The 24,118-nt window shown below is 56.0% G+C and carries 26 protein-coding genes and 1 tRNA gene; 18 read left to right on the top strand and 9 right to left on the bottom strand.

Annotated features, from left to right (window positions below; translation table 11 throughout):
- Positions 1-17 precede the first annotated feature (17 nt).
- Entirely contained in the window at positions 18-1,031 is a 1,014-nt protein-coding gene (locus LQ945_RS22410; protein WP_270101766.1) for an Ldh family oxidoreductase, read from the top strand.
- 52 nt (positions 1,032-1,083) lie between these two features.
- Here LQ945_RS22410 and LQ945_RS22405 read toward each other — a convergent pair whose 3' ends face one another.
- Both LQ945_RS22405 and LQ945_RS22400 read right to left on the bottom strand, forming a co-directional pair.
- Complete coding sequence (locus LQ945_RS22405) at positions 1,084-1,512, bottom strand: universal stress protein (protein ID WP_020826219.1); 429 nt, start codon at positions 1,510-1,512, stop codon at positions 1,084-1,086.
- A 177-nt stretch (positions 1,513-1,689) separates the two neighbouring features.
- Entirely contained in the window at positions 1,690-2,406 is a 717-nt protein-coding gene (locus tag LQ945_RS22400) for an autoinducer binding domain-containing protein (protein ID WP_182821410.1), read from the bottom strand.
- A 345-nt stretch (positions 2,407-2,751) separates the two neighbouring features.
- Between LQ945_RS22400 and LQ945_RS22395 the strand changes: the two genes are divergently transcribed.
- Genes LQ945_RS22395 through LQ945_RS22375 form a run of 5 tightly spaced genes read left to right on the top strand, consistent with a single transcriptional unit; the run spans position 2,752 to position 8,610 of the window.
- Positions 2,752-4,281: a 3-hydroxyacyl-CoA dehydrogenase NAD-binding domain-containing protein gene (locus LQ945_RS22395; RefSeq protein ID WP_270101765.1), complete on the top strand. Its 1,530-nt coding sequence runs from the start codon at positions 2,752-2,754 to the stop codon at positions 4,279-4,281.
- A gap of 9 nt (positions 4,282-4,290) precedes the next feature.
- On the top strand, positions 4,291-5,502 hold the full coding sequence (locus LQ945_RS22390) for an acetyl-CoA C-acyltransferase (protein ID WP_270101764.1): 1,212 nt from the start codon (positions 4,291-4,293) through the stop codon (positions 5,500-5,502).
- Between the two features lie 15 nt (positions 5,503-5,517).
- A complete protein-coding gene (gene hemA, locus LQ945_RS22385; protein WP_270101763.1) occupies positions 5,518-6,729 on the top strand; it encodes a 5-aminolevulinate synthase in 1,212 nt (403 codons plus the stop codon).
- Entirely contained in the window at positions 6,726-7,898 is a 1,173-nt protein-coding gene (locus LQ945_RS22380) for an MFS transporter (RefSeq protein ID WP_270101762.1), read from the top strand. Before hemA ends, LQ945_RS22380 begins: the two co-directional genes overlap by 4 nt.
- Positions 7,891-8,610 (top strand): enoyl-CoA hydratase-related protein, encoded by a 720-nt coding sequence (locus LQ945_RS22375; protein ID WP_044549677.1) that lies wholly within the window; start codon positions 7,891-7,893, stop codon positions 8,608-8,610. The genes LQ945_RS22380 and LQ945_RS22375 overlap by 8 nt, the downstream gene beginning before the upstream one ends.
- Positions 8,611-8,715: 105 nt before the next feature.
- Here LQ945_RS22375 and LQ945_RS22370 read toward each other — a convergent pair whose 3' ends face one another.
- Entirely contained in the window at positions 8,716-9,015 is a 300-nt protein-coding gene (locus LQ945_RS22370; protein WP_270101761.1) for a putative quinol monooxygenase, read from the bottom strand.
- 398 nt (positions 9,016-9,413) lie between these two features.
- On the opposite strand from LQ945_RS22370, the gene LQ945_RS22365 reads away from it, so the two are divergent.
- Both LQ945_RS22365 and LQ945_RS22360 read left to right on the top strand, forming a co-directional pair.
- A complete protein-coding gene (locus tag LQ945_RS22365) occupies positions 9,414-10,727 on the top strand; it encodes an MFS transporter (protein WP_269933854.1) in 1,314 nt (437 codons plus the stop codon).
- A gap of 81 nt (positions 10,728-10,808) precedes the next feature.
- Complete coding sequence (locus LQ945_RS22360) at positions 10,809-11,303, top strand: DedA family protein (protein ID WP_270101760.1); 495 nt, start codon at positions 10,809-10,811, stop codon at positions 11,301-11,303.
- Between the two features lie 13 nt (positions 11,304-11,316).
- Here LQ945_RS22360 and tolA read toward each other — a convergent pair whose 3' ends face one another.
- Both tolA and LQ945_RS22350 read right to left on the bottom strand, forming a co-directional pair.
- Positions 11,317-11,763 (bottom strand): cell envelope integrity protein TolA, encoded by a 447-nt coding sequence (gene tolA, locus LQ945_RS22355; protein WP_262240001.1) that lies wholly within the window; start codon positions 11,761-11,763, stop codon positions 11,317-11,319.
- Positions 11,764-11,882: 119 nt separating this feature from the next.
- A complete protein-coding gene (locus tag LQ945_RS22350; protein ID WP_182821423.1) occupies positions 11,883-12,083 on the bottom strand; it encodes a hypothetical protein in 201 nt (66 codons plus the stop codon).
- 149 nt (positions 12,084-12,232) lie between these two features.
- Between LQ945_RS22350 and LQ945_RS22345 the strand changes: the two genes are divergently transcribed.
- Positions 12,233-13,066 carry an endonuclease gene (locus tag LQ945_RS22345; RefSeq protein ID WP_270101759.1) on the top strand — a complete coding sequence of 278 codons (834 nt, stop codon included), beginning with the start codon at positions 12,233-12,235 and terminating at the stop codon, positions 13,064-13,066.
- On the opposite strand, the gene LQ945_RS22340 is transcribed toward LQ945_RS22345, so the two are convergent.
- Complete coding sequence (locus tag LQ945_RS22340; protein ID WP_270101758.1) at positions 13,063-13,845, bottom strand: NAD(P)H-dependent oxidoreductase; 783 nt, start codon at positions 13,843-13,845, stop codon at positions 13,063-13,065. The genes LQ945_RS22345 and LQ945_RS22340 overlap by 4 nt on opposite strands.
- 83 nt (positions 13,846-13,928) lie before the next feature.
- Here LQ945_RS22340 and LQ945_RS22335 point away from each other — a divergent pair, with 83 nt between their 5' ends.
- Complete coding sequence (locus LQ945_RS22335) at positions 13,929-14,300, top strand: winged helix-turn-helix transcriptional regulator (protein WP_182821427.1); 372 nt, start codon at positions 13,929-13,931, stop codon at positions 14,298-14,300.
- Positions 14,301-14,678: 378 nt separating this feature from the next.
- Here LQ945_RS22335 and LQ945_RS22330 read toward each other — a convergent pair.
- Positions 14,679-14,754: transfer RNA gene (locus LQ945_RS22330), tRNA-Lys, on the bottom strand.
- 349 nt (positions 14,755-15,103) lie between these two features.
- Between LQ945_RS22330 and cycA the strand changes: the two genes are divergently transcribed.
- Positions 15,104-16,504 carry a D-serine/D-alanine/glycine transporter gene (gene cycA / locus LQ945_RS22325; protein WP_044549660.1) on the top strand — a complete coding sequence of 467 codons (1,401 nt, stop codon included), beginning with the start codon at positions 15,104-15,106 and terminating at the stop codon, positions 16,502-16,504.
- Between the two features lie 51 nt (positions 16,505-16,555).
- Here cycA and rutR read toward each other — a convergent pair whose 3' ends face one another.
- Positions 16,556-17,194, bottom strand: coding sequence for an HTH-type transcriptional regulator RutR (rutR, locus tag LQ945_RS22320; protein WP_044549657.1), 639 nt, complete (start codon positions 17,192-17,194; stop codon positions 16,556-16,558).
- A gap of 296 nt (positions 17,195-17,490) precedes the next feature.
- Here rutR and rutA point away from each other — a divergent pair, with 296 nt between their 5' ends.
- From rutA to rutG, 6 genes are all read left to right on the top strand, one after another.
- Positions 17,491-18,591: a pyrimidine utilization protein A gene (rutA, locus tag LQ945_RS22315; protein WP_270101757.1), complete on the top strand. Its 1,101-nt coding sequence runs from the start codon at positions 17,491-17,493 to the stop codon at positions 18,589-18,591.
- On the top strand, positions 18,591-19,337 hold the full coding sequence (gene rutB, locus LQ945_RS22310) for a pyrimidine utilization protein B (RefSeq protein ID WP_182821628.1): 747 nt from the start codon (positions 18,591-18,593) through the stop codon (positions 19,335-19,337). Before rutA ends, rutB begins: the two co-directional genes overlap by 1 nt.
- Positions 19,338-19,383: 46 nt before the next feature.
- The gene (gene rutC / locus LQ945_RS22305; protein WP_270101756.1) at positions 19,384-19,770 is read left to right on the top strand and encodes a pyrimidine utilization protein C; all 387 of its coding nucleotides are present in this window, start codon (positions 19,384-19,386) and stop codon (positions 19,768-19,770) included.
- 17 nt (positions 19,771-19,787) lie between these two features.
- Positions 19,788-20,591, top strand: coding sequence for a pyrimidine utilization protein D (gene rutD, locus LQ945_RS22300; RefSeq protein ID WP_270101755.1), 804 nt, complete (start codon positions 19,788-19,790; stop codon positions 20,589-20,591).
- 14 nt (positions 20,592-20,605) lie between these two features.
- Entirely contained in the window at positions 20,606-21,133 is a 528-nt protein-coding gene (gene rutF / locus LQ945_RS22295) for an NADH-dependent FMN reductase RutF (RefSeq protein WP_182821432.1), read from the top strand.
- A 66-nt stretch (positions 21,134-21,199) separates the two neighbouring features.
- Positions 21,200-22,519: a pyrimidine utilization transport protein G gene (rutG, locus tag LQ945_RS22290; protein WP_270101754.1), complete on the top strand. Its 1,320-nt coding sequence runs from the start codon at positions 21,200-21,202 to the stop codon at positions 22,517-22,519.
- A gap of 24 nt (positions 22,520-22,543) precedes the next feature.
- On the opposite strand, the gene LQ945_RS22285 is transcribed toward rutG, so the two are convergent.
- Positions 22,544-23,461 carry a DMT family transporter gene (locus LQ945_RS22285; protein WP_270101753.1) on the bottom strand — a complete coding sequence of 306 codons (918 nt, stop codon included), beginning with the start codon at positions 23,459-23,461 and terminating at the stop codon, positions 22,544-22,546.
- A 67-nt stretch (positions 23,462-23,528) separates the two neighbouring features.
- Here LQ945_RS22285 and LQ945_RS22280 point away from each other — a divergent pair, with 67 nt between their 5' ends.
- Positions 23,529-24,104, top strand: coding sequence for a helix-turn-helix domain-containing protein (locus LQ945_RS22280; RefSeq protein ID WP_262240012.1), 576 nt, complete (start codon positions 23,529-23,531; stop codon positions 24,102-24,104).
- Positions 24,105-24,118: the final 14 nt, after the last annotated feature.

The following is a 24,118-nucleotide window of genomic DNA, read 5'->3' as shown; positions in this document are numbered from 1 at the left end:
CCCAGAGGAGATATTCGATGATGCCAACCCAGAGCCTGACGCTGGACCAAGCCTATGAACTCGCGCTACGCGCATTACGCAGCAACGGTTTTAGCGTTGAGCACGCCGAAGCCGTCGCGCAGAATGTGACCGCAGGTGAACGCGATGGCTGCGCCTCGCACGGTTTGTATCGGGTGCTTGGCTGCGTGCGTTCGCTGCTGGCGGGTAAAGTGTCCGCCGATGCCCGACCGACGCTACTCGATCAAGCCCCGGCGATTTTGCGGGTTGACGCCCACGGGGCCTTTTCGCTGTTGGCCTATCGCACGGCACTGCCGGCCTTTATCGAAAAGGTGCACACTAACGGCATCGCCGCGCTGGCCATTAATCATTGCGTGCATTACTCGGCATTATGGGCCGATATCGAACCTTTAACCGATCAAGGTCTGGTGGCGCTGGCCTGCACGCCCAGCCATGCCTGGGTCACGCCGGCAGGGGGAACCCGACCGCTGTTCGGCACTAACCCCATCGCCTTCGGCTGGCCACGACCACAGCGGCCCCCCTTTATTTTTGATATGGCCACCAGCGCCGCCGCGCGAGGCGAGATTGAACTGCATCGCCGTGCCGGTACCCCGCTGCCGCCAGGATGGGGCATCGACCGGCAAGGGCAGCCCTCAACCGATGCCGAAAGCGTGTTACAGGGCGCAATGCTGACCTTCGGCGGTCATAAGGGTTCAGCGCTGGCAGCAATGGTGGAACTGATTGCCGGGCCCCTGATCGGCGACATGACCAGCAAGGAGTCGCTGGCCTACGACCGGCAGACAGGCTCTTCGCCCTACGGCGGCGAGCTGATCATCGCCATGGATCCCGAACGTTTTCTGGGGCCGGATAAAGCGATGCATTTGGCCAGGGCAGAAGCCCTGTTTGCTGATATAAGCGAACAAGGCGCGCGCATCCCGGGGGAACGGCGCTTTCAACAGCGGCAACACAGTGAGCAGCACGGCGTCACCCTACCGCAGACGCTGTATGAGGAGATTATGGCGCTGTGCCGCTAAAGCAAAATGAGGCAGGCCCGCAGCGTTAAACTGCGGGCTTGATTTGAAAGGATTACCGAACGACCATCACCGAAATATTGGCATGGCGAACAATGGCCGCCGCATTGGAACCCAGCAGGTAGGTTTTCACGCTCGGACGGCGCGAGCCGATAATGATCAGATCGGCTTCGATCTCCTCTGCCAGTTCCAGTACCTGATCGCGCGGCGAACCGAAGCTGACGGTGTAATCCAGCCGCTCCAGCGGAAGGTCGATTTCCGCCATGATCTGCTTCAGCTTATCCACCGCCTTCACTTCCGCCTTGTTCTCAAACTCTTTGATGCCGAAAGAGTAAGCGGTCACGAATGCCGAGGCGTCCGGCAACGCATGGAAAAAGTGCACTTTGGCACCGGACATTTTCGCCAGGTACACCACATGCTCCAGCGCATGCTCGGTCAACAGATCTTCTTCAATATCTATCGGCACTAATATGGTCTTGTACATATCACATCCCTTCTATGTAACCGTGGTGCCCACAGGGTACTGCCGGGAAGGATAAGGGTGAACCGCTTTGTCACGCTTTTGTGATCGGCGGTAAATACTGAGTGGGATATTTCCTTATTTAACAAAATATAAACACAACCTGTCTAACGGCTAGCCGAATAATTATTTCAAAGTCGATTAAATCAGCTGTAAATACACCGCTTTTGCGGTGGCGGCGGTTTTATTGGCCACCGACAGCTTTTTAATCGAGTTACCGATGTGGAAATTTACGGTGCGCTCACTCAGCCCCATTAACAACGCCGTTTCTTCCGAAGTTTTTCCTTCGCTGCACCAGCGTAAAATATCTTTCTCACGCAGCGTCAGCACATCCTTTATCGCCTCGTCGTTTACCGATATTAATGCTTCGCGCAGCGTCTTGTGGGCGATCTGCGCCAGCCACAGAAAGAAAGTTTCGTTACGAGCCCCGGCCTGCGGGGACTGAGCGGGGATACTCTTACCGGCAAAAGTAAGGATGCCCAGCCGACCGTAGCAATCCTTGACGGACTGTGACCATCCCTCGCGGATGCCGTACTGCGCCATGCGCCACCACAGCTCCGGTTTGTCCCGATAGAACGGCTCGTCCCAATAGAATTGCAGCGTAGAGTGATGGGCCTGCTCGATCATCGGATCCTGCAAATAGATCCGCAGTTTGCGGTAATCTTCCAGATACTGCGCGGGATAGTTACCCTCAATCAACATTTTGGGTCGGCTGGCCGGGTAGCAGGAAAAGACCGTATAAGAGAAGTACTCGAAACCCAGCGCCTGGGCGCAAGGTGCCAGACGGCTTAAAAAAAGATCGCGGTCAGACAGGCTGCTAAGCAGATCATCCATCAAAGGCTGAAAATGAGTGTCCATAACGCGGGTTCTCCAGAGTACAGCGCCGCAATCATTAAGTGAGGTTAACTATAGTGGAGGGCTCAAAACGACAACAGCCGTTTCATATAATAAAAAATACCATGGCTATAACAAAAACAGCTATTCCCCTGCCATTATTAATAAATAACGACTTTATATTTCACCGGCGCCACGAATTACGCGAATAACATAAAGCCTATTTATTGTAAACCTGTCACTTCTACCGTTAGACAGTCACACCGCCGCCAATTACCTTCGCCATAGGCACCTGGTGCTTTTTAAATCCGAATAAAATATAAGCATTTGCGAATTTTGCAAAGCAGAAGAATACTCACGGGGATTTTTATGGCAGAGAATAATACGGCAATAAATTCGGTCGCCGTGATTGGCGCCGGAACCATGGGCAGAGGCATTGCCTATCTTTTGGCACTGAACGGCATACGAACCCTGCTTTATAATCGTAACGGTAATCATCTTAACCAGGCTCGGGATTATATTGTCGGCGACCTGGATAAAAAAATCGACAACGGAAAAATAAGCCAACAGAAAAAGGGCGAGATCCTGGCCAATCTGGTTTTCTCGCCAGTTTTCGACGCCATTGCCGACAGTGACCTGGTGATTGAAACCATAGCGGAACATGAACCCACCAAGCATGAGATCCTCGCGGCCATTGCCGCCACGGTAAAAAAAGAGGCGATTATCGCCACCAATACCTCTTCGCTGTCGCTGAATAAACTGGCCGCAGGGATAGAAAACAACTCGCGCTTTATCGGCCTTCATTTCTTCAACCCGGCACCGCTGATGAAGCTGATCGAAATTATCCCGTCCTATTTTACCGCCCGGGCCACCACCTTACGCTGCCAGCAGTTGGTCACGGCGATAGGCAAAAAATTTGTGGTCTGCAAAGCCACGCCGGGCTTTATCGTCAATCGCATGGCGCGACCTTTTTATCTGGAAGGTTTTCGCCTGCTGGAGGAAAACGTGGCGCTGGCACCGCAAATCGACCGCGCACTGAAGGCCGGAGGCCACTTTCGCATGGGGCCTTTGGAGCTGACTGATTTTATCGGTCAGGACATTAATTATCAGGTCAGCAGCCAGATTTGGCAGGACATGCAGTATGACCCCCGCTATACCCCCGGCCATTTGCAACGTTCGCTGGTGGATGCCGGGCTGTTGGGGAAGAAAAACGGGCGCTCTTTTTTTTCCCCCTCGGCTGACGCAGCCAACCCACCGGCTACCGGCGGCGGTACGCTGAGCTCGCTGCATTTTTTTGGCGAACATCCGCTGTTTGATCTGCTGCAACAGCACGCCTTCGCGACCTGGGCGCCCCTGGCAATAACACGTCAGCCGGAACACCCGGTTCTGGGCCGTTTTATCCAGGTGAATGACAGTCTGGCAGTCAAAATCACCGACGGGCGAACGGCCAATCAGCTTGCCGAGCTGGCGGGTCTCGATACCTTCGTGGTCGACGTTGCACTGAACTATGCCAACACCGCTTTTCTGGTGGCGGCCCACAGCCAACAGGCTACTGAGGCGAATAAAGCGCTGTTCCTCACGCTGCTGCAAACGGTGATCCCGCAGGTGGAGTTTGTTAAAGATTCCCCAGGCCTGATTGTCGCCCGGGTTCTGAGCAGCCTGATCAATGAGTCGGTGATCATGGTGGAGAGCGGGGTTTGTAGCCGAGAAGACATCGATATCGCCGCCGTGGCCGGCGTCAACTATGCCGACGGCATTTTTGCCTGGCTGGCGCAGCTCGGGCAGAAAAACGTGAAATCGACGCTGGATAATATGGCGCAACTGCTGCATTCCGCCCGCTATTACCCGCACTACTCGTTGCTCCACGCTACCAGGCCCGAGCTGACCGTCGCGCCATGAGGAAAAATAATGACGATTAAAGACGATGGGGTCTATCTGATCGACGGTACGCGCACGGCGATCGGTGCATATGGCGGCAGTCTGGCATTAACCCGTCCGGACGACATGGCGGCCTCGATTATTCGGGCGTTGCTGCAACGACACCCGGAAAGCGAGCCGGATATCGATGAGGTGGTGCTGGGCTGCGCCAATCAGGCCGGTGAAGACAACCGTAACGTCGCACGCATGGCGGCGTTGTTGTCCGGTTTGGATCAGGGAGTACCGGCGATTACCCTTAACCGGCTGTGCGCCTCCGGGCTGGACGCCGTGATTTATGCCGGCGCAAAAATCAAAAGCGGCCTTAGCGATCTGGTGTTGGCGGGCGGTGTCGAAAGCATGAGCCGCGCGCCCTATGTAATGGGCAAAAGCGAAACGCCTTTCGACAAGGGGATCAAACTGTTCGATACCACGCTGGGCTGGCGTTTTGTCAATCCGCAGTTGGCACAACGCTATGGCAGCGATCCATTGGGTATCACGGCCGAAAACGTCGCGCAGCAATACCGCATATCCCGCGAGGATCAGGATAATTTTGCCCTGGCGTCGCAGCAGAAGGCCTGGCGGGCTATCGAAAATGGCCGATTGGCCAGGGAGATCACCGCGCTGGATGTGCAGATCGATCGCAAAACCCGCCAATCCTTCGCTCAAGATGAGTTCCCGCGCCAAACCACGTTGCAAAAACTGCAGGCGCTGAAACCGGCCTTCACCGCCGAAGGCTCGGTCACCGCCGGGAATGCCTCCGGTATCAATGACGGCGCCGCCGTGCTGTTGCTGGCCAGCGGTCGCTATGTCAAGCGCAAGTCACTCCAGCCGCTGGCGGAAATTGGCGACAGCGCCAGCGCCGGCGTTGCCCCCTCGTTGATGGGGATTGGGCCAATCGCCGCGACCGAGCGCCTGCTGACGCGAACCGGTTTTACGCTGAACGATTTCGACATCATTGAAATTAATGAGGCGTTTGCCGCGCAGGTGTTGGCGACGCTGCAAAGCTGGCACATCGACTTCGACGATGCGCGAGTCAATCCGAACGGCGGTGCCATCGCCCTCGGGCATCCGCTGGGCATGTCCGGCGCGCGACTGGTGCTTTCCAGCGCGCTGGAGTTGCATACCCGGCAATTAAACAATGCGCTGGTGACAATGTGTGTCGGTGTCGGCCAGGGTGTTTCACTGGTGATTAAAGCCCTCTAATGCAAGGAATTCCGTATGAGCGTATTGAACATTCTTGAAGAAAAACTGGCCGAAACCAAAAAACAGGGCCGGTTCCGCGAGTTCCTCAACCTGGAACGCAGCGTACTGGATAAACCCTGGGCCACCAGCCACGGGCAACAGGGTGAGCGTCGTCTGAACGTCTGGTGCTCCAATGACTATCTGGCGATGAGCCATCACCCCAAGGTTATTCTGGCCACCACCGAGGCGGTAAACCGTGTCGGGCTGGGTACCTGCGGGGCACGCAGTATTTCCGGCACTTCGATCTACCACAGCGAGTTGGAAACCTTGCTGGCCACGGCCTACGGCAAGGAGTCCGCGCTGTTGTTCACCACCGGCTTTGGGGCTAATGACGCCACACTCTCGACGCTGTGCGACGCCATTCCCAACCTGATCGTTTTTTCTGATGAGCTGAACCATGCTTCGATGATTTACGGCATTCGCTACAGCAAAGCAGAGAAGAAAATCTTTCGCCACAATGACGTTGCGCACCTGGCCGAGCTGCTGCAGGAAGCCGATCCGCAGCGTCCCAAGCTGATCGCCTTCGAATCGCTCTATTCGATGGACGGCGACTTTGCCCCGCTGGCGCAGATTGTCGCGCTGGCGGAGAAACATCAGGCGCTGACTTATCTGGACGAAATCCACTCCGCCGGCGTTTACGGCCAGCGGGGCCTGGGTTATGCCGAACAACTGGGCCTGCTGGACAAGATCACCATCATTCAGGGGGGCTTTGGTAAGTCCTACGGCGCTGCCGGTGGCTATATCGCTGCGCCGCGCGTGGTGGTCGAAGCCGTGCGCAGTTGGGCACCGGCGTTCGTCTTCAGCACCTCCTCCCCCGCGCCGGTGGTGGCGGCGGCGCTGGCCAGCTTCAAATACAACCTGGAGCATGACAACCAACGCAAACATCTGCTGGCGATTATCGATCACCTGAAATCCGGCCTGCGCACCGCCGGTATTCCACTGGTCTCGGAGGACAGCCATATTCTGCCGGTGCTGGTCGGCGATCCACACAGGAACAAACACATCAGCAAACAACTGCTCGATGAGTACGATATTTACGTGCAACCGGTCAATGCCCCGACGGTGCCGGCCGGCAGCGAGCGTTTGCGGGTTACGCCGACCTCGGCCCATACTCATGAGGATGTGGAGTATTTCCTGGCGGCGCTGAGCAAAGTCTGGGCCGCCAATACGTTACGGAGAGCAGGATGAAGTTGACGGACTATAACGGCCATTTTCTTACGCTGTGCCTGATGGCTACCGGCACCTTTGCCATCGGTACCGATGCGTTTATCGTCGCCGGCATACTTGACGAGATTTCCGGCACCTTTGCCGTCAGCCCCGCGCAGGCGGGGCAGTTAATCTCGGTCTTCGCCCTGGCCTATATGGTGTTCGCTCCGCTGACCGCCTGGCTGCTGGGCAACCTCAACCGCAAACATATCTTGCAGCTGGCTCTGCTGTTGTTTATCGCCGGTAACCTGGTTTGCGCCTACGCCAACAGCTTTTTGCAAATCTCTGCCGGGCGCGTACTGGCGGCGCTGGGGGCGGCTTGCTACACGCCGCAGGCCGCCGCCGCCGCGGTCGGATTAGTATCGGAAAAACGCCGCGGGCTGGCGATATCGATTGTGTATGGCGGCATGACGCTGGCTATCGCGCTGGGCATTCCCTTTGGCACCTTCCTGGCCAAGCTGATCGGCTGGCGGGAGATCTTCCTGCTGATCGCCCTGTTAGGTGCCGTTGCGCTACTGGGGCTTTCACTGGCGCTGAACGCCATCGCCGCGCCGGGGAAACATACGCTGAAAGAGCGGTTGGCCCCGCTACGGCAAAAGGCAGTGCTGACCACGCTGCTGATCACTTTCTTCGCCGTCTGCTCCGAACATATTGTTTACAGCTATGTGAGCGTATTGCTGAAGAATACTCAGTTGGGCCCGGAGGCGATTTTGCCCATCGCGCTGCTGATATTCGGTATTGGGGCCGTCATCGGCAATTTCGTTTCCGGTTTATTGACCGATACCTTCGGCAGTAAATTTGTCCTGCTGTTTTCCGTGTCGATTCAAACCCTCTCGCTGTTCCTGCTGGCCTTTTACGTCACTTCCCCCTGGTGGGTGCTGGCAATATTTCTGGTGTGGGGGATTACCGGCTGGATGTATCTGGTACCTATTCAGCACCACTTGTTGTCGCTGTCCAAACGTTTTGGCGCGCTGACGGTGTCGCTGAACAGCTCGGTATTGTATGCCGGCATTGCGGCGGGGGGCATGCTCGGCGGCCTGACGCTGTATACCTTGCCTGCCTATTACCTGCCGCTGTTTTCATTGCCGCTGGGGGCCATCGCCCTGCTGCTGACGCTCGTGTTCTTCCAGGGAGAAAAAGCCCATGACTGACCTGCCGCCACCGGTGCTGTATGAGCAACAGGACGGCATCGCCGTGATTACCCTGAACCGGCCGGAAAAAAAGAACGCCATCAATTTGGCGATGGCTCGCCTGATCCAACGCTATCTGCAACAGGCCGAGCAGGATGACAAGGTTCGGGTGATCCTGTTGACCGGGCAGCCGCAGGTGTTCTCCGCCGGGATGGACGTCAAAGCATTTCAACAGGGCGAACTTCCGGTGGTCGAGCCGGAAGGCTTTGCCGGCCTGGTGCATGCGCAGCTCACCAAGGTGATTATCGCCGCCGTGGACGGTATCGCCTTCGGTGGAGGGTTTGAAATAGCGCTGGCCTGCGACCTGATCGTAGCCGGGCGAGATGCGCAATTCAGTTTCCCGGAGACCGGGCTGGGGCTGATTGCAGCACAAGGAGGATGTTCACGCCTGCCGGCGCGCATCTCCCCCTATATCGCCCTCGACTGGTTGCTGACCGGCCGCTTGATAGGCGCGGAGGAGGCCTGGCGGCACGGGGTTATTTCACGTATCAGCGAGGGAAGCGCTCTGGAGGACGCACGGCTGATCGCCCAGCAAATTGCCCAGAAAAACCCGTTGGCTACCCAGGCGGTAAAAGCCATAGTTCGTCATGGAATGGCGCAACATGAGGCCCCCAGCTTTGATTACCAACAAAGTTGGGTCGATCAGGTGCGGTTGGCGGCAAAAGGCTTTTAAGAGCATTCTGAAGGAATGGCAATCATTCGCAGTCTAATTTTTAATCACTACAAGACCGTGTTTGAGAAGCCATTGACCCCGCTGTGCGGGGATTTTTTTGCCTGGTTAACTTTTCTCTGAGGGAAAAGGCTGCATAAACAAAAAGGTACAAGGTTTGCTCTGGTGCTGATTGATTAACGGCACCAGGCGTCTGAAATGTTCGGTTTGACAGTGCACGTCCAACGCCGCCCGGTCGGGCCACTCCTCGACGAAAATAAAATGCCCCGGATCCTGATGGTCAATAAACAACTCATAAGAGAGGCAGAGTGCCTCCTGACGGGTTTTTTCTACCAATTCCTGATACAGCGGCATCACCGTTTCAATGCGGTCGAGCTTGATAAAATCTTCAGCAATCACCTTTAGCATGGCGTCTTTTCCCTTTCAGTTTATCTGTCATCCTGGGCCACTCTACCTTTGAAGAACAGACTTTGCCTTTATTAATCGTAGTGATAATTCAAAGTTTGTCATTCAGTGATTACGCGCACAGATATTCATCAGCAGGCTTGAATCACGACCGGCCATGTGTGAATTTCAGGTTAACCAATTGTCAATTTTTGGTTTCTATCAACAGATTTACCGTGGCTGCATAGGCCAGGATGGCGTTCATCGCCGTTTTTTTTGCCATTAAAGGCCTGACCATTAGTCCTTTAGGCCTTTAGTGAAAGCCAAGACCGACGATGAATGTTCCGCAGTGGCAATGGGTGCAGGCAAACTGCCGGTATTACGCCGGCCCCAGTCGTTCAACCTGTTTGAGAGGGTAACCCGTGAGTAATACGACCAACACCAGTTCCGCGCTCAATTCGGCGATTAAAAAAACGTGGCGCAGATTGATCCCCCTGATGTTCTCTCTGTATTTCGTCGCCTTTATCGATCGGGTAAACGTGGGCTTTGCCAAGGAGGCGATGTCGGTGGATATTGCCCTGTCGCAATCCGCCTTCGCATTGGGCGCTGGCATTTTCTTCGCGGCTTACGCCATCTTCGGGATCCCGGCCAATCTGATGATGAACAAGCTGGGGGCGAAAGTCTGGCTTAGCGCCACCACGGCGGTGTGGGGGGCATTGTCCGCCTGTACCGGTTTCGTCAGCAACGAATATCAATTTATTGCCCTGCGCTTCCTGCTGGGATTGGCGGAGGCCGGCTTCTACCCCGGTATTCTGTTGCTGGCCTCCCTTTATTTCCCCAACAAGGTCCGGGCTTCGGTGATTGGTATTTTTGTGCTTGGCGTTCCCGCGGCCTTGACGCTCGGCTCGCCCATTTCGGGTGCGCTGCTCGAAATGCACGGTGTGCTGGGGCGGCCAGGCTGGTTCTGGATGTTTGTTCTGGAAGGCTTACCGGCCGTCGTGTTGGGGATCTTCGCCTATTTCTATCTTGACGACAGCCCGGCCAAGGCGCGATTTCTTAACCCGGAAGAGAAGCAGGCATTGGTGGCACAGTTGGCCCTGGAGCAAAAAAATACCGAGGCCAGCAGCGTGAGAGAGGCGTTGAAAAATACCAAGGTTTGGCACCTGGCTTTTATTTACGGCACCATTCAGGTCGGCGTGTATGGCCTGTTGTTTTTTCTGCCCTCGCAGGTGGCCTCGCTGATGGGTACCACTATCGGGTTTAAGGCATCGCTGGTAGCGGCAATTCCCTGGGCCGTTTCTGCATTTGGGGTCTATTACATCCCGCGTTATGCCGACCGCAAAACCTCCCGCCGCTTGCCCATCGCCATCGGCTGTATGGTGATTGCCGCACTGGGTTTGGTTGTCTCGTCCTATGCCGGTCCGACTATTGCCATTATTGCGCTGTGCTTTTGCGCCGTCAGCTTCCTGGCGGTACAGCCGATATTCTGGACCTTACCGGCGCAGATACTTTCAGGCCCGGCGCTGGCGGCCGGCATCGGTTTTTGCACCACGCTGGGCGCACTGTTCAGTTTCCTGGCACCGCTAATCCGCACCGAGGCAGAACTGCGCTTCGATAGCCCGCATGCAGGCCTGATCGTACTGGCAATTTTCTCTTTGCTGTGCGCCGCGCTGATTTTTGCACTCAAAGGGTGGGCTACGCAGAGCGCCGAACGTCAAGCTCAGGTTAGTGGATAAGCCTGGGCTGAAGCCCATTCGATTTAGCTTATATTGAAGCGGTGAATGAGACACTGACCCTACATTTTTTGAGGGTCATCCATGGAGACATTAACCGCTATTATCACCCAATACAGCCCGGAGCCCGGCTTCCTGTTGCTGCTGATTTTTCTGTTTGCGTTGGGCAAGTCGGTCATTTTCGTTTCTTCGGTTCTGCCGCCCGCATCGGTGACGTTGATGCTGGGCATTGTCGCCGGCAAGCCGGTGCTGGCCGACGCTCATGTCTGGGCGGCGATAACCCTGGGTGCCCTGCTCGGCTCCGTTTTGTCTTTCCATTGCGGCGCATGGCTGCAAAAGCGCCAAAGCGGGAACTGGCTACCGGCCAGATACCACGGCGCATTAAACAAGGCGCAATCCGCGTTAGAGAACAACGGCATCCCGCTGCTGTTTATATCGCGCTTTCTGGCCGTGATGCGCTATACCGTGCCATTGGTTGCCGGCATGATCGCCCTGCCGCGCAAACAGGTCTATTGTGCCAGTGCGCTGTCTGCCGGGGTGTGGGCCGTGGCCCTGATGTCCGTCGGTCAGCTGTTTTAACGGCGGCTCCGGATCATTGGGGACGAAATTCCAGCGCGGCATTCTTAACCACAGCGTAAACCGCCGGTGTCGGGGGTTTGGGAAAGCTGGCATTTGCGGTTGCCACTACAGCCGCACGGCAAAGCGCGGGGTCACCGCCTTCAGCCCGGACATCCAACAGCATGCCATCCGGAGCCAACTTGAGTCGTAATGAGCATTCCTTGCCGGCGTAAACGCTGTCATAGTGAAAATGATTTTGTATAGCCGCGGTGATCTGCATGAGATATCGGTTGATCTCTTGCCCAGGTGCTGCTGGCGCCGTTTTACCTTCCAATCCAGCAAAAAGGTCATCGACTTCGCCTCCAGCTACCTCAGGTTTAGCCGCAGTGTCCGTCCCCGAGCAGCCTGCTAACAACAGCGTTGCAATAACAAGCAATACTGCCGACAGGCGAGTTTCGGATCCTGAATGAATTTTTCTCATGATTCCCTTCCTTTTAAAACAGACCTATTCGTTGATGGGGTATCGCAGGCGATACCAATCCGCTTGCCCGTAGCCTGTTCAGAATGCAAAAAGCCCACGCAAGTGGGCTTTATAGTAAATCAGTTCTGGCGGGTTGCGCGCTTCATTTCCCGCTCGCCCGGCGTTTGTGTTTTGACGGACAAAGGCGCGACAAACTCCTTCCACTCTTTGCCGCCCGAAGGATCTGCAGAGGCTTTGTTACGCGACTCATAGTCGTCTTGTTGACCCGCACAGCCTGACAGTACCATCACACCCAGAGCCATTATTAGCGCTTTACGCATCTCTATCTCCCTATAGATAAAATTTTTGCAAATGATAACAAATCTCAACTCTTAGCGTTAGCCGAAAGCCGGGTGTGAATTATAATAAGAAAATATTATCATTGGCGTGATGCCCCACTTCCTTATAAGCCGTGAGTTTCTGATAGCCCATGTATCAATACCCTGAACATCTGACCGGAGAGGTCGCCAACCTGCCGCAGAGCTGCGGGGTTTATTTCTTTCACGGCGACAACGGCGCCCATCCCCTCTACATAGGTAAGAGCGTCAACATTCGCCGCCGTGTTCAGTCTCATCTGCGCAATCCGCGCGAAGCTCGGTTGTTGGCCGCCACCCGCCGCATAACCTGCATCGAAACCGTGGGGGAGATTGGTGCACTGCTGCTTGAATCCTCCCTGGTTAAACAGCAAAGCCCGCTCTACAACAAGCGGCTGCGTAAAATCCGCCGGCTATGCGCGCTGCAGGTGCAGGACTCCCAAACGCGTATCGTATACAGCGATGCGCTAGACTTTTCCCGAACGCCTAACTTATACGGCCTGTTCCTGCGGCGTGCGGCGGCCGTCGATTTTCTGATCGACATTGCCGATCGGGAACAGCTCTGCCTGACGTACCTGGATATTGAAAAAGGACGCCCCGGACAACCCTGCTTTCGCCATCAATTAGGCAAATGCGCGGGCGTATGCTGTGGCAAAGAGACCCCGCAAGCGCACCAGAGCAGACTGCTTGGCGCCCTGGAGCAGGCCCAGGTGCGGCACTGGCCATTCCCCGGCAGGATCGCCATCGAGGAACGACAAGGCCAACTTAAAGCCTTCCACGTCATCAGCAACTGGTTCTACCTCGGTACTGCACCGTCGCTGTCTGCCGCCGAAAAGCTCAGTTTCCCGGCCGATGAGTTCGACCGAGACTGTTATCGCATTCTTTGTCGAAGACTGTTCCATGAAAGCCGTGAGCACATTCACCTGATTGATCCCCCGGCCTCCTATTAGCTGCCCGCCCTCCACCGGTTGGGGCTGTGACGGACAAACGGGCTGTACTCTGGTGCCTGGGGTTTTAATGTGAGGTCATCATTAAAATCTTCTTGTCTGTTAAAAGGAATAACCGGCCATTCACTGAAATTTACGAGTCTGCCTTCGAAATCCTTTACTTTTTCATCAAGAAATTGCTGCTGTTTTTCTTTCCCTGAGCCATCAAGCCCGCCGCGTACACCGTGGATCAAATACGGTTCTAGCAGGGTGTAACCTATATAGTGCAGGGCATGGATCGGCGGCCATAACATTAAACGCATGTCACCATCACGTCCGTTAAACGCGCAGGCATTTGCAGAAGCACCGGCAGACACTGTAAGTAGAGCCCGCTTTCCCTTCATCACTCCATTTTCATGCCGGTGTAAGCTGTCGTAGAGTCCGCCATAAACAAATACCCGGTCCATCCATCCTTTCAAGATTGCCGGCATACCAAACCACCAGAAGGGAAAATGCAGCAGTAACAGATCCGCGTTTTTCAGTAAAAAAATATGTCTCATAACGTCATCGGGCAACTTATGCCTATTCCAGTGATGCCGTTGTTCTCGCAGGGGATCAAACCTCTCGAATCCCTGCTTGTCAGGGTAAAAGTTTTTCCCTTCACGCGGTTCGAAATTTTCACCGTATAAATTTACCGACTGCACGCTAGCGCCCTGCTTTTCGAATGTCCTGGCGGCTATGGAGGCCAGATGCGTGTTGAATGAATCCGATTCGGGATGAGCAGTGATAATCAGTACGTTCATGATAATTCTCCGTAAGGGTTTTCCACTGTCATCATGTTTTCTTTAAACTCAGGATTCAATTACGCACCTTCAGGTAACCACACATGGCATATCCAGGTAATGTTTACTCAGATAAGTGTTCTGCACGTGATGCGCTGGCGCTGATCTCCGGCAAATGGGTAATGCTTATTCTGCCTGCTTTGGCGGAGCACCCTATGCGAAACGGGGAATTGATGAGGAAAATTGAGGGCATTTCTCAAAAGGTTCTGACTCAGACCCTGCGCCAACTTGAGCGGCATGGTTTAGTGACCAGGATTGATCATGGTGAGAAACCTGCCTGCGTGGAATACAGCCTGACCGGGGTTGCTGGCTCACTGGTAAACACACTGGCTGCCCTTGACCGGTGGGCCGAAATTAACTTTCCCGAACTTGATGCTGCAAGAATCAGGTACGATCGAGAAAGCGACAATGCTTAGCCACGCAGACGAGGTCAGAAGCAGAACTCATACCCGTCGGTGCCGACATTGCCAAAAGTGATGCAGGGAGATTGCGCAAACATAGGTTGCTGCCAATGGTGACTGGCGAAAAAACGCGTAATCATCGAAATCTTCCGGCCTTATGCTTTAAGGCACACATGGGGGAGAGGGTTAATTCAAGCAAGAGTCCCATTATCAATTTTACGGGAAATTGGCGGGATGAAGCCGAAAAAAACAGGCGGGGACGGACGCAGCTTGCGCCAGATCACTCAACTGAACATTCACACTAAATTGATGCGTTTTTTGCGAAGCACGTCTCAAATCTGTGCGTTTGAGAAAAACCGAAAAATAAAAATCACGGCTAACCGCATGATTTGTTGGTGGGTCGTACAGGGTTCGAACCTGTGACCAATTGATTAAGAGTCAACTGCTCTACCAGCTGAGCTAACGACCCAACGGAGTAAATTATTCTCCTCTGCCCCCTCGATGTCAAACGCTTACACTCATTAGTTTTTCTCATGCGATATTTTCAAGACCCTGTTATATCAACAAGATAAGTCAGATCAGGGCTATTAATCTGCTACAGCGAGGAGTAATCTTCCGCCCCCAAGACGTCCGATTTGCCTCCTCGGTGTAAAGCACAATCGACTTTTATCCCTCGCATAAATGTTGTAAACATGTTGCACAAAGGTGGCGTTATTGCACTACCTTACTAAAGCCGGGCCAACCGGATAATCGTATAAAAAAGAGCCACTTCAGAGCTCGCTATTTCACTCATGACAGGTAAAACAGGACATCATCAGATGGTAGATCACTCTAAAATAGCCGCAGACGCTGCCCCCGCGTCAGAAGATCATCTACGGAGAAACCTAACCAACCGACATATTCAACTGATCGCCATCGGTGGCGCCATCGGTACGGGTCTGTTTATGGGCTCCGGCAAAACCATCAGCCTGGCCGGCCCCTCCATCATCTTCGTGTACATGATCATCGGCTTTATGCTGTTCTTCGTGATGCGCGCGATGGGCGAGCTGCTGCTATCCAATCTGGAATACAAATCTTTCAGCGATTTCGCCGCCGACCTGCTCGGCCCCTGGGCCGGTTTCTTTACCGGCTGGACCTACTGGTTTTGCTGGGTGGTCACAGGCATTGCCGACGTGGTGGCGATCACCGCCTATGCCCAGTTCTGGTTCCCGGGATTGTCGCAATGGATCGCCTCGTTGCTGTGCGTCTTGCTGTTGCTGGGCCTTAACCTGGCGACGGTGAAGATGTTTGGCGAAATGGAGTTCTGGTTTGCGATGATCAAAATCGTCGCCATTGTCGGGCTGATCGTCGCCGGGCTGGTCATGATCGCCATGCAGTTCCAGTCGCCTACCGGTACCGTCGCCTCGTTCTCGCACCTGTGGAATGACGGTGGCATGTTCCCGAAAGGCATCAGCGGTTTCTTCGCCGGTTTCCAGATTGCGGTGTTCGCCTTTGTCGGTATCGAACTGGTCGGTACCACCGCGGCTGAAACCAAAGATCCGGAAAAAGTGCTGCCGCGCGCCATCAACTCGATTCCGATCCGCATCATCATGTTCTACGTGTTCGCCCTGATCGTGATCATGTCGGTTACGCCATGGAGTTCAGTGGTCGCCGACAAGAGCCCGTTCGTGGAACTGTTCGTGCTGATTGGCCTGCCGGCGGCCGCCAGCGTGATTAACTTTGTGGTGCTGACCTCCGCCGCCTCTTCCGCCAACAGCGGGGTGTTTTCCACCAGCCGCATGCTGTTCGGTCTGGCACAGGAAGGCGATGCACCCAAATCGTTCGCCAATCTGTCCAAGCGGGCAGTGCCGGCTAACGGGCTGACCTTCTCCTGTATCTGCCTGCTGGGCGGTGTGGTGCTGATTTACCTGATCCCGAACGTCATGACCGTGTTCACGCTGGTGACCACCGTCTCGGCGATCCTGTTCATGTTTGTCTGGACCATCATCCTGTGTTCGTACCTGGTCTATCGCAAGCAGCGTCCGGCGCTGCACCAGAAATCGATTTACAAGATGCCGGCCGGCAAGTTGATGTGCTGGGTCTGTATGGCGTTCTTCGTGTTTGTGTTGGTGCTGCTGACGCTGCGCGATGACACCCGCCAGGCGCTGATCGTCACGCCGTTGTGGTTTGTGATCCTGGGTCTGTCTTACGTATTCCTGCGTAAGAAGAAAGCTGCCTAACGCCACAGGGGGATAGTTCGCTATCCCCCTGAATCCCCCCTATCCTGGCGCCTAGCGTGGGCGTATCCCGTCGATAATCACCCTCTGTACGTTCTCTACCGTCTGCTGAAAAAACGCTTCGTCTTCTAACGTTTTTCCGGTTACCGCCTCTATCTGGACCCAAAAATCGGCGTAGTGCTGGGTGGTCGCCCACAGCATAAAAATCAGGTGATGTGGCTCTATCGGCGCAATATGACCTTCGGCAATCCAACGCTCAATCATGGCGGACTTCTCGTCCACCAGCGTCTTCAACCCACCCTGCAATTCCTGTTTCAGCAAGGGCGCACCCTGGATCATTTCCAGGCAAAACAGCCGTGAAGCCTGCGGATGATGGCGGGAGACTTCAAGCTTCAGCCGTATATATTCACGAATGGCCTGCAACGGCTCCTGATCGGCGCGCAGCGCTTTCAGCGGCGCCAGCCAGACATCGAGAATGCCTTTCAGCACCGCCACGTAAAGCTCTTCTTTGGAAGGGAAATAGTACAACAGGTTGGTTTTGGAAACGTCGGCGCGTTCCGCCACCTGATCCAGACTGGTGCCGTGAATACCGTACAGCGAGAAGAACTCCAGCGCCGCATCCATGATGGTACTGCGTTTTGCAGCTACCGCACGCGAGCGGCGCGTGGGCGGTTTAACGGCTTGTGGCTTCACTGCGGCTCCTTGGCACTATCTGATTCTGGCCAGCATAGCAAAGCCATTGGATGAAACCCACGCTTTTGCCTACCCCTTCCGAAGGATTATTTGCACCTTTAATGAGCAAGCGCGCCTGTTTTTTGTGCAGCTAATTTTGACCAAATGGTCTGTTTTGGACCATCCACTCAATAACCGGGTGCCAAAAAAAATCATAACAAATTGATAAATAACCCATTTTAAAACATGGCATCGGGTTTGCTTTGGTTCAGGCAAGCAGCCTGTGATTGTCCCCTTCACTGACCCGAGGTATTCAAATGAAAATTGGCGTATTTATTCCGATCGGCAACAACGGCTGGCTGATTTCCAGCAATGCCCCACAGTACAAACCCACGTTTGAACTCAATAAAACCATCGTGCAGAAAGCCGAGCACTACAACTTTGATTTCGCCCTGTCGATGATCAAACTGCGCGGCTTCGGCGGCAAAACCGAATTCTGGGACCACAACCTGGAGTCTTTCACCCTGATGGCCGGGTTGGCTGCCGTGACCTCACGCATCAAGATCTACGCCACCGCCGCCACTCTGACCATGCCGCCGGCCATCGTAGCGCGTATGGCTTCCACCATTGATTCTATTTCCGGCGGGCGCTTTGGCCTGAACGTGGTGACCGGTTGGCAGAAACCGGAATACGAGCAGATGGGCATGTGGCCGGGTGACGAGTACTTTGGTCGTCGCTACGACTATCTGGCGGAATACGTCAGAGTGCTGCGCGATCTGTGGGGCACCGGAAAATCCGATTTCAAGGGCGAGTTTTTCCAGATGGATGACTGTCGCGTCAGCCCGCAACCCCAAGCGGACATCAAGGTGATTTGCGCCGGTCAAAGCGATGCGGGCATGGCTTTTTCGGCCAAATACGCCGACTACAACTTCTGCTTCGGCAAAGGCGTCAACACCCCCACCGCTTTCGCGCCGACCGCTGCCCGGTTGAAAACTGCCGCCGACGCCGAAGGCCGCAGCGTGGCCTGCTACGTGCTGTTTATGATTATTGCGGATGAAACCGACGAGGCTGCCCGCGCCAAATGGGAAAGCTATAAAGCCGGGACCGATACCGAAGCCCTGGCCTGGCTCACCGAACAGAGCGGCAAAGACACAAAATCCGGTGCCGATACCAATGTGCGCCAAATGGCCGACCCCACTTCCGCCGTCAACATCAACATGGGCACGCTGGTCGGCTCCTACGCCCAGGTGGCGCGCATGATGGATGAAATCGCCACCGTGCCCGGCACCGAAGGCGTGCTGCTGACCTTCGATGACTTCGTGCAAGGCGTAGAAGACTTCGGCGAACGCATTCAACCCCTGATGAAAAGCCGGGCTGACGTTTGCCCGCAAACCGCAGCAAGCCGTGAGGTGGCATGATGAAAATTGTTGAAACACAAGCTGTGGTACGCCGCCAGTCACCGCAAGGCGCAACGACGGTCACCCTGCCCGCCCGGCCGGAGGCCATCGCCTTTGCTCCGCAGGAAACCGCGTTAATCGTGGTCGATATGCAAAATGCCTACGCCTCGCAGGGAGGATATTTGGATCTGGCCGGGTTCGACGTTTCGACCACCGCGCCGGTGATAGCCAACATCAAGCGCGCCATCACTGCCGCGCGCGCCGCGGGCATTAAGGTGATCTTTTTCCAGAACGGCTGGGACAACCAGTACGTCGAAGCCGGCGGTGAAGGTTCACCTAACTGGCACAAGTCCAACGCGCTGAAAACCATGCGCCAGCGCCCGGAACTGATGGGCAAGCTGCTGGCCAAAGGCGATTGGGACTACGACCTGGTGGATGAACTGCAACCACAACCGGGCGATATCCTGCTGCCGAAACCGCGCTACAGCGGCTTTTTCAACACCCAGCTCGACAGCCTGCTGCGCTCTTACGGCATTCACCATTTGGTGTTTACCGGCATCGCCACCAACGTCTGCGTCGAGTCCACGCTGCGCGACGGCTTTTTCCTCGAGTATTTCGGCGTTGTGCTGGCCGACGCCACCCACCAGGCCGGCCCGGCGTTCGCCCAGCAGGCGGCGCTGTATAACATCGAAACCTTTTTCGGCTGGGTGTCGGACGTCGACAGTTTCTGTGACGTTCTCGCTGCCCCGCTTAGCCAGACGGCATGAATTTTGCCTGTTTAAACCCAAAAGAACCTTCACCAGGAGCGCGACAATGCCAAAAACAGTGATCACTCCGCCGGGCACAGGTAAACCGCTGGCTCCCTTTGTTCCGGGCACCCTGGCCGACGGCGTGGTGTACGTCTCGGGTACGCTGGCCTTCGATAAAGACAATAACGTCGTTCACGTGGGTGATGCCGCGGCACAAACACGCCACGTGCTGGAGACCATCAAAAGCGTGATCGAAACCGCCGGTGGCAGCATGAACGACGTGACCTTTAACTCGATCTTCCTTACCGACTGGCAAAACTATGCCGCTATCAATCAGGTGTATGCCGAGTATTTCCCCGGCGATAAACCGGCCCGCTACTGCATTCAGTGCGGGTTGGTGAAGCCGGACGCCTTGATTGAAATCGCCTCCGTGGCCCATATCGGCCGCTAAGCCATTGAGGATCGAGCATGTACTTTGAGATTTTAGGAAAAGATACGCCACTGGCGCCGACGCTGGTGCTGTCCGCAGGCCTCGGCGGCTCGGGTAGCTTCTGGCAACCGCAGATTGACGCGCTAACCCGGCATTTCCGGGTAGTAATTTACGATCACTATGGCACCGGCCGCAGCAAAGGCGTGGTACCGGACGGCTATAGCATGGCCGATATGGCGGATGAGGTAGCGCGGCTACTGCACTCGCTCAGCATTGAACGCTGTTGTTTCGTTGGTCACGCACTTGGCGGCATGATTGGCCTGCAGTTGGCACTCACCCAGCCGCAGCTGGTTGAAAAACTGGTGGTGGTCAACGGCTGGCCGGCGCTGGACAGCCAGACCCGACGCTGCTTCCATGTCCGACAGGACCTGCTGCTCAACAGCGGCGTCGAAGCCTATGTGCGCGCTCAACCTTTATTTCTGTTCCCCGCTTATTGGCTGTCGCAGCACGAAGCCTTGCTAGGTGAAGAGTTGCAGCACCAAACCGCGCATTTTCAGGGCACAGAAAACCTGCTGCGCCGCCTGAATGCGTTGATCAACACCGATTTTCGCCCTCACCTGGCGGACATCACCACGCCGACCCTGGTGCTGTGCTCTCGTGACGATCTGCTGGTGCCCTATCACTGCTCGCATCAGCTGGCGGAAAGCCTGCCCAATGGCGAGCTGGCGCAGATGACCTATGGCGGCCACGCCATGAGCGTGACCGACAGCGAGAATTTTAACCGCATTCTGCTGAGCTGGCTGCTGCAAGCGCCGAACGCCAACAGCCACATAGCCCCCTGACCCGGAGAGACCTTATGCAAAGCCAAACAGGGTTTGCCGATGCACCGCTGCAAACGCCATCCGTAACAAAACAGGACTTCCGCGATGCCATGGCACGCCTGGGATCGGCGGTGAATATCATTACCACCGACGGCCCCGCAGGCCGCGCAGGTTTTACCGCCTCGGCGGTATGCAGCGTCACCGACACGCCCCCCACGTTGCTGGTGTGCCTGAACCGCTCAGCGTCGGTGCATTCGGTGTTCAAGCAAAACCAAACGCTGTGCGTCAATACGCTGGCGGCAGAGCACGAATCGTTGTCGAATCTGTTCGGCGGCAAAACGCCGATGGACATGCGATTCTCCGCCGCTCGCTGGTCTACGCTGGTGACCGGCGCCCCGATTTTGCACGGCGCGCTGGCTTCTTTCGATTGCCAAATCAGCCAGATTGTCAGCGTCGGCACCCACGACATTCTGTTCTGTCAGGCGGTGGCATTGGCGCGTAATGACCACAGCCACGGCCTGGCCTATTTCGACCGGCGTTATCACTCGCTGTTGAAACAATGATCGGCGCGCAGCCGCAACGCTCGCATCTGTACCCCTAACCTGCACCTCAATATTTTGGAGATGACGATGGCGAATACCTGGTTTCCCCAATGGCGCATCAAGCAAGGCAATCTGGACGGTGCGGTTGTTGCGCCCGATGAACGGCTGCCGGTGAGCCAAACGCTGGTGATGGGGTTGCAACATGCGGTGGCGATGTTTGGCGCTACGGTGTTGATGCCATTGCTGATAGGCTTTGACGCCAATCTGGCCATTCTGATGTCCGGCATCGGCACGCTACTGTTCTTTCTGGTGGTCGGCGGCCGGGTGCCGAGCTATCTCGGCTCGAGCGCGGCATTTGTCGGGCTGGTCATCACCCTGACCGGTTACAGCGGCCAGGGCGCCAATCCCAATATTGCCCTGGCGCTCGGTGGCATCATCGCCTGCGGGCTGGTGTATCTGCTGATCGGTTTCGTGGTGATGAGCGTTGGCACCCGTTGGATAGAGCGGCTGATGCCGCCGGTAGTGACGGGGGCGGTGGTCATGGCTATCGGCCTCAACCTGGCGCCCATTGCGGTGCGCAGCGTTTCAGCCTCCCATTTTGACAGTTGGATGGCGGTGGTCACTATCTTGTGTATCGGTTCGGTGGCGGTTTTTACCCGCGGGCTGATACAGCGGTTGCTGATCCTGGTTGGCCTGATCGCCGCCTATTTGATTTACGTCGTGGCGACCAACGGTTTCGGCCTCGGCAAACCGGTAGATTACAGCGCACTGAGCCTGGCCCCTTGGTTCGGTCTGCCGCAATTCACCGCACCGGTATTTAACCTGCATGCCATGCTGCTGATTGCCCCGGTGGCGATCATTTTGGTGGCGGAAAACCTCGGGCATGTGAAAGCGGTAGCGGGCATGACCGGCCGGGATCTTGACCCTTATATCGGTCGCGCCTTCGTCGGCGACGGATTGGCGACAATGCTTTCCGGCTCTGTCGGGGGCACCGGAGTGACGACCTATGCCGAAAATATCGGGGTGATGGCGGTCACCAAAATCTACTCCACGCTGGTGTTTGTCGCCGCCGCAGCGGTGGCGATTGTGCTGGGGTTTTCACCCAAGTTCGGTGCGTTGATCCACACTATTCCCGGTCCGGTACTGGGCGGTGCTTCGATCGTGGTGTTCGGTTTGATTGCCGTAGCCGGGGCACGCATCTGGGTGCAGAACAACGTGGATCTGGGGGACAACGGCAATCTGATTATGGTGGCGGTAACCCTGGTGCTGGGCGCGGGGGATTTTGCGCTGACCCTCGGCAACTTCACTATGGGCGGGATTGGCACCGCCACTTTCGGTGCCATTATCCTCAATGCGCTATTGCGCAACCGTAAAATCTTGCCGCTGGCAGACAGCGCTACCCGTTAGCACCGCGGCCCGGCTTGCCGGGCCTTATTCAGCCAACGCCGCCGCTTTTTCTTTACGTCGAATACGCATTTCGCTGACCAGCACGCCCAAGACGATCAACGCGCACCCCAGTAGCGCTACGCCCGGCAAACGCTCGCCTGCAATGCGCCCCACCAGCCCGGCCCACACCGGCTCGCCGGCATAAATAACCGTGGCACGCGTCGGCGAAACGCTTCGTTGCGCCCAGTTCATCGTCACCTGAATGATGGCGCTGGCCAGCCCCAATCCCACCGCGCTGTAGAGCAGGTAATTGCTGTAAGGCGGCACCGATTCGCCGGTCGGTACCATCATCAGGAACGCCGCCAGCGAGGCGGTCGCCAATTGCACCACCGTCACCCGCTTAACGTTGACCTTGCCCGCATAGGCGCCAATCAAAATGATCTCGGCAGCCATCCCCAGCGTGCCAACCAACGTCAGGATCTCGCCGATGCTAAGCGCCATATCGGTACTGCTTGGCGCGGCCAAGAGCATCAGGCCGCTGAAGGCCAATAACACGCCGACCCAGGCCATCACGCCGGGGAAACGCCCGAGCACCAGCCACTGCAACAACGGCACCATCGGCACATACATGGCGGTGATGAACGCCGATTGACTGCTGCTGATGGTTTGCAGGCCCACGGTTTGCAGGCCGTAACCGAACATGATGGCGATACCGATAAACACGCCCGCTTTCAGCTCATACCAGGTCAATCCGCGTAAGCTGCGCAGGGAGAACAACATCAGCACCAGCGTAGCCGCAGCGAAACGCAAACCCACAAAGAAAAACGGCCCGCTGACCTGCATGGCAAGATGCACCGCGAGAAAGGTTCCGCCCCAGATCATGGTGATGAAAATCAACACCGCTTCCTGGCGCTTTATGCTGGGAATGAAGGTGGAAATAAAGGATTTTTTTACTGCAGACACCGGCTTGCCCTTCCTGCTGGGTGCAATATAATGCACAGATCCTGCCAGTATGAGGTAAAGCCCTGGGATGAGCAATACAGTGAACAGCGGTAAACTTGAAGCCCCCAAGGTGCTGCAATACCTGAGCAGCAACCTGCGCGGTTTTCGCCAGCAGGCGGGGCTAAGCCAGGTCATGCTGGCGGAAAAATCCGGCGTCAGCCGCCGCATGCTGGCCGGCATTGAGGCCGGCGATCGCAACGTCAGCCTGGCGGTGTTGGACAAATTGGCCGAGGCATTGAATATCGCCTTCACCGATCTGATCCAGGCCCCCGAAGCGCGCGGCAGCCATTTGGTCGGCGAACTGGCCTGGCAAGGCGTTCAACCGGCAAGCCAGGCGCTGTTCGCCGCCAGCGTACCGGCTCGTCAGCGGGTTGAGCTTTGGGAATGGACGCTGATGCCTGGCGAACACTACGACTCGGTGCCGGACGCCGAAGGCTGGAGTGAAATAATCTATGTGATCACCGGCAGCCTGACGTTGGTGCTGGAGCAACACACCCTGACGCTGGACGCCGGCCAAACCCAGGTGTTCAACAGCGATCAGCGCTATGCGTACGCCAACCGCACCGATAGCCCTCTGCGCTTTATCCGTAACGTCACCTTCTAGCCCGCGTATTCAGC

The sequence above is a fragment of the Serratia liquefaciens genome, assembly GCF_027594825.1.
GTDB lineage: Bacteria > Pseudomonadota > Gammaproteobacteria > Enterobacterales > Enterobacteriaceae > Serratia > Serratia liquefaciens_A.
This window is presented reverse-complemented; position numbering and strand designations above follow the sequence as displayed.